The organism is Mesorhizobium sp. P5_C1 (genome assembly GCF_054049815.1).
Map to the genome: position 1 here is coordinate 1 of NZ_JBFULQ010000398.1, position 5,315 is coordinate 5,315.

Below are 5,315 nucleotides of genomic sequence, written 5' to 3' on the forward strand. Positions count from 1 at the left end.
CATTGAACGGGCTTGTTTCATCTCCAATGCTGCCGGGCATCAGTCCCCAAAGACAGGCGGCATACTGCAGATTGGCGAAATTCAGCAGCCTGCGAAACATTTGATCCGTACGATCTTGGTTGGCCGCCAGATCAAGAATTTCGCTCCGATAGTTGGCGATCACGGCCATTTGGCCGTGAGTTAAAGCTGGGATTTGAAGACCTGATCTGTCCAGGTCTAACTTCTGGCGATGCGCCTGCGCCGATTCCGCAATCATCGAGAGCAGCAAAAGACAGAAACACCATGCCGCGGCGCGCGTGGACACCCGGATGCTCCGCGGCATCCCGGAATGGCCTAGCGGACCGCCACGCTTGCCACCGGTCGACCGTCGCGACGCTCGACCAGCCTGCGCTTGGCGACCACTCCGAAAAGCACGCCGATCGCAGTCCAAAGAACCGTCTGGATACCGAGTGAAGCAAGGCGGAAATTCCACAGTACAGCGGCAGAAAACTGCTCCGGAACTTCATTGATCGGCGGCAGCGCATATTCGGCAAGAGATATCACGAGAAAATAGGCACCCCCCGCCGCTATCCAGGCATTCCAGATTCCGTATTGTGATGCCAAGCGTCTGGCGAGGCCTATCGAGGCCACTGCCGCCAAGATCGACACGGTCAGCAGTACAAAGAAGAGCTGGGTGCGCGCCTGGATCGTTTCGGGATCACCCACGGAAGGTGGGTTGGACGGATATTTGAACTGCGGCACCAGGATGATCGCGACGAATCCGACCAGCGCGATTAGTGCTGCCGTGCCGCGCGGTCCAAAGCCACTGACCCGTCCCTGGACATAGGAGAAGACCAGCGCGAAAAGCCCGCCTATGGACGCGCCATAGACGAGAATGCCTGTGAGCAGGCCGATACCGGCCTGGGTCGAACGACTGACGAGTTCGGGCTCTGGCGCCTCGCCTGCGGCCTGCGCCTGCTGTTCCTCGAAAGCGATCGCGTGATCGACCTGCGGCTCGCCGAACGCACGGGCGAAACCGAAAGCAAATAGGCCGGCTATGATGCCAACTAGCATGCCCCGCACCAAAAGACTCCCAACCATGTCATTGTTCCTTGGCTAGTGGCAGGGAAAGCCGAGCAGATGGCGGCCGTCGTGGACGAATTCGTGGACGTACATGCCACGGATCAGCGACGTCGCGCCCTCTTCGGCACCGATGAAATAGATCGCCAGCATCAGCATCAGCCCGCCAAAGATGGCCCAAGGCAGAAGCTCGCGAACCGGAATGGGTGCCGGCAGGGCAACGGGTTTAAGAGCGATTTCGGACATGGAAGTTCTCCTGAACGGTGTTTGTTGGAATGACTGGGCAACGAAATGTTCGTCCGCCCCCACTCTGCGGTTGCGGCGCTGCTGCCGGCTTGTGGTTCACGCCAGCCGGGTCGCTGGCGCGCGGCAACTGTGATCGTGGTCATGAGAATGATCGTGATGATGATGGTGGTGATGAGAATGACCATGATCATGTCCGTCAAGGCTGAGCGGTTCGCCAAAGCTGCGGTGTTCGTCAGCGTGACGCCATTGTTCCTTGCGCGCCATCAGCTCATCGAAGCTTGACAGCTTCTTGTCGGTCACCAGTTTCTCGAGCGCGGCAAGCCATTGATGATAGTAGATCCCGTTGTGGTTTTCCGGGTCGAGGCCATAGGTCTTGCCGAGTTCGATTTCGGCGCTGATGTAGTTCACCCATTCCCGCCACTGGAAATAGCCGTTGCGGTGAAGCGCGAGAACGATCCCGAACGCGGTGAGTTGCCAAGGCTCGGCAAAGAGCGGTCCGCCTTCATTGCGTGGAAGGCCGGGAAGCTGATCGAGACTGCTATTCTGGTCCATGGAAAAATCCTCTTCATGCCGGAGTGGATGAGAAGCTGGAAAGCGCGCTAGTCCGCGCTCTCGAGGTAATCGTCCCAGGCGTCGACATACATCCGGTCCTGCGGATGGCCGGCGTCGCCCCACAACTCGCGAGCCGTGAAGACCACCGTGTAGACGTGCTGTGGCTTGGGGCCATTCCGGTGGGCGCTGGTGTCCGGGAACACGAACACGCCGTGATCGAAAGTAACGGTTCCGGCCTTGCCCCTGATATAGGCAGRCAGCCGGTTGTGCGCGACCTGGTTCAAATTGACGACCGTTACCCGGTCGCCGGCCTTGAACTTCGGCGGGACGTTTGCATCGACGCGGGCCGGATCGCCTGTGGCCAGAACCGTCGGCACCATATCGGGGGTGAGCATGTTCATGCTGCTTTTCCTTTCATGAGTTGGGCATGGCGGGCATCGACTTCCTCGCGGGTAACGATGCCGGCATCGATGCAGTTCTGTTCGACGGTGCAGAGCCACTTCTCGTAGTAGCTCGACATCAGATAATGGCGCGGATCCATCTTCTCGATCGGATGCCGGAACTGGTCCACGTTGTAGATGCCGGCTGCGAAGCACGCGATCATCATCGATAGCATCCGCCCCTCCCATTCCTCGTGGAAATAGGGTTCGTTCTGTTCAACCAGCACCGGACCGAAGCCGTGCTTGCCGCCAACGTCATGAATTCCATTCATGGTCTGATCCTTTTGCCAGAGCCTAGTGCGAAGGTGATTGCGCTACGCCGGTTCCGATCATGGAATCGCGGGTAACGAGAGCGGCCAATTCCTGTTCGGTCAGGCTTTCAGTGCCTGCTGGACGCATCGGCAGCACCAGGTAGCGGAGCTCGGCCGTGCTGTCCCAGACCCGCACCTCGACATCATCGGCGATATCGAGCCCGAATTCCTTGAGGACGCTTCGCGGTTCGATCACCACCCGTGCCCGGTAGGGCGCCGACTTGAACCAGATGGGAGGCAAGCCGAGCGTCGGCCAGGGATAGCAGGAGCAGAGCGTACAGACGACGACGTTGTGCACCTTTGGCGTGTTCTCAAGGACAACCATGTTCTCGCCCTGCACGCCGATATAACCAAGGCTCTTGATGGCGGCGGTGCCGTCCTCCAGCAGCCAGTTCCTGTATTGCGGATCGGTCCATGCCTTGGCGACGACCTTCGCACCGTTCTTGGGTCCCATCTGCGTCTCGAAGGTTTCGACGATCAGATCGAGGGTCGCAGGATCTATCGCCTTCTTCTCGGCGAGCAGAGATTCCAGCGCTTTGACGCGCAGGCCGACCTCGGGGATCAGCACGTTAGCATGAGTGTGACTGTTGTTCTTCATGACTTACCTCACTGATATTGTTCGAAGATTTCCGTCTGGGATGGCAGCTTGCGGTCAGGCGACGGCCAGCGCCGGCTTGGTCAAGGCGGCGGCGAACTTGGCCGATGCGAAACCGAACAGGGCGCCGCCGATCATCGATACCGGAACCACCACCAGCGAGTTCTCGAAAGACGCCGAGAGCAGTTTCGCCAAAGCGAGCCGGTCAGGCGTCTGCAGCAGGAACGCGAATGTGCAGGCATAGCCGAACGTCGTGCCCGGCACGGAAGCCAGGGCCGGAACCTGCGATGCCAGGATGTAGATCACAACCGTGATGAACACCACGATGGCAGGCCAGATTTGGGGCCCAACAAAGTTGCCGATAGGCAGGCCGAGGATCATGACAGCGCCTAGCCAGCCCATGAAACAGCCGAAGATATTCGAGACGATCGTGCTCTTGAGCGCGGCTTCGTCGCCGCCCGACTGGAAGAAGCAGGCCCAGGCGACAAAAGCCGCCCAGACCAGAATTGTGCCGATGGAAAGAAACGCCCAGGTGCAGATCGCGCCGAGGACGCCAACGCTCAGAGCCGTTGCTATGACAGGTTTCATTGCCGGGTTCCCCATTGTCTTTTTTCAGAACTAAAAAGGCCCGCCACCGTCACCGGTGAGCGGGCCTCATCGCCATAAGCTCTCATTTTCACGAGCTTTATCTATTCATGCTGCGCCTCTTTTGGGCGCTCGCTTTTTGTTCCTATTTAGCGTCGCTGAGGAATTTTTCTTTGTCAACCGTTATTCATGCGAATTTTGCAAAATCAACAAATCACCTGAGTTTTGTAAAACAAAACAGATACTTATGTGATGCCCGTAGCGCCGTGACAAACCGTCGGAAATAGAATTTGACATTTTTGCCGATCTGACGGACGATTTGATTGGATTTGCCGGCTAGCCGGTTTGAACAAAAATTGAGGGATCAGGACGATCCTTCGCGGCAACGAAGCCCTGACGCCTTCCAAGGCCTCAGGGCTTATTTTTTTGGGGCTGAGCTATTTTGGGCGAAAAAGCGAAAATCCCGGTCGGCGTGCTGTTTTCCACGACCGGGCCATACGCCACGGTCGGCGAGGCGATGCTCAATGGAACGCTGCTCGCCGTCGAGGAAGTCAACAGATCGCCGGACTTCGATTTCGAGCTGGCACCGCTTGTTCGAAATCCTGGAGGCGAAACGGCTGAGTACGCTTCGATCTGCCGGGATCTCATCATCAACTCCGATGTTGCGCACATCGTCGGCTGCTACACCTCTTCCAGCCGCAAGGCGATCGTGCCTGTCGTTGAGAAATACGATGCGCTACTTTGGTATCCCTCGCACTACGAAGGCTTCGAAAGCAGCGGCAATGTCGTCTATCTTGGTGCGTCGCCGAACCAGCACATAGTGCCCCTGGCGCAATATATGGCCTCAAGGTTCGGCGCTCGCGTCTATTGTTGCGGCTCGGACTATATTTGGCCTTGGGAAAGCAATCGCGTCATGCGCGAAATCGCCGAGAATTTTGGCGGCGAGGTGCTCGCTGAGCGCTATCTGGCTGTCGGATCGACCGAGGTTACCGGGCTCGTTGAGGAAATCCGTCTCCTACGGCCCGATTTCGTGTTCAACACGCTTATCGGCGAATCCAGCTACGCATTCTTGCGTGCTTTTCGTGATGCTGGACTAGGAACCCAAGGCGACGTTTCCATTCCCATCGCCAGTTGCACGCTCTCCGAACCGGAACTTCGCACGATCGGCGATCCCGCAGCGCTCGGCCACATTACCTCCAGTGTCTACTTCCAGTCGCTGGACAACCCACAAAATCATGCCTTTGTCGAAAATTACAGAACGCGTTTCGGCCAGCAGAAGGTGACCTCGGCAGATGCCGAAGCTTCGTACAATTCCGTTCACATGCTTGCACTCGCGCTTCGGTCTGCAGCCTCGACGAAAGCATCCGACATACTCGCCGTACTCGGCGACTGTGATTACGATGCACCGCAAGGACGGATCCGCATCGACACGGAAAACAACCATTGTTACCTGACGCCGCGCATCGGCGTATCGAGCGCCGGCGCGGAATTCACTATCGTCGCGGCCGCGCAAAAGCCTATCAAGCC

Annotated in this window: 8 protein-coding genes and 1 pseudogene; 1 reads left to right on the forward strand and 8 read right to left on the reverse strand. The window is 57.9% G+C overall.

Features of this window, described 5'->3' with window-relative positions:
• From ACXJ7R_RS24155 to ACXJ7R_RS24190, 8 genes and pseudogenes are all read right to left on the reverse strand, one after another.
• Positions 1–304 (reverse strand): annotated as a pseudogene (locus tag ACXJ7R_RS24155) (hypothetical protein); the annotation flags it as partial.
• A 29-nt stretch (positions 305–333) separates the two neighbouring features.
• On the reverse strand, positions 334–1,080 hold the full coding sequence (locus ACXJ7R_RS24160) for a CbtA family protein (RefSeq protein WP_457154030.1): 747 nt from the start codon (positions 1,078–1,080) through the stop codon (positions 334–336).
• A 15-nt stretch (positions 1,081–1,095) separates the two neighbouring features.
• The gene (locus ACXJ7R_RS24165; protein WP_457154031.1) at positions 1,096–1,305 is read right to left on the reverse strand and encodes a CbtB domain-containing protein; all 210 of its coding nucleotides are present in this window, start codon (positions 1,303–1,305) and stop codon (positions 1,096–1,098) included.
• A gap of 96 nt (positions 1,306–1,401) precedes the next feature.
• Positions 1,402–1,857, reverse strand: coding sequence for a nitrile hydratase accessory protein (locus ACXJ7R_RS24170; protein WP_457154032.1), 456 nt, complete (start codon positions 1,855–1,857; stop codon positions 1,402–1,404).
• A 47-nt stretch (positions 1,858–1,904) separates the two neighbouring features.
• Positions 1,905–2,258 (reverse strand): SH3-like domain-containing protein, encoded by a 354-nt coding sequence (locus ACXJ7R_RS24175; protein ID WP_457154033.1) that lies wholly within the window; start codon positions 2,256–2,258, stop codon positions 1,905–1,907.
• A complete protein-coding gene (locus tag ACXJ7R_RS24180; RefSeq protein WP_269904301.1) occupies positions 2,255–2,569 on the reverse strand; it encodes an SH3-like domain-containing protein in 315 nt (104 codons plus the stop codon). Before ACXJ7R_RS24180 ends, ACXJ7R_RS24175 begins: the two co-directional genes overlap by 4 nt.
• 22 nt (positions 2,570–2,591) lie before the next feature.
• Entirely contained in the window at positions 2,592–3,206 is a 615-nt protein-coding gene (nthA, locus tag ACXJ7R_RS24185; RefSeq protein WP_457154034.1) for a nitrile hydratase subunit alpha, read from the reverse strand.
• A gap of 54 nt (positions 3,207–3,260) precedes the next feature.
• Positions 3,261–3,791 (reverse strand): DUF1097 domain-containing protein, encoded by a 531-nt coding sequence (locus ACXJ7R_RS24190; protein ID WP_457154035.1) that lies wholly within the window; start codon positions 3,789–3,791, stop codon positions 3,261–3,263.
• Between the two features lie 439 nt (positions 3,792–4,230).
• Here ACXJ7R_RS24190 and ACXJ7R_RS24195 point away from each other — a divergent pair.
• Positions 4,231–5,315: transporter substrate-binding domain-containing protein (locus ACXJ7R_RS24195; protein ID WP_457154036.1), on the forward strand; the 1,085-nt coding region annotated here is incomplete at its 3' end.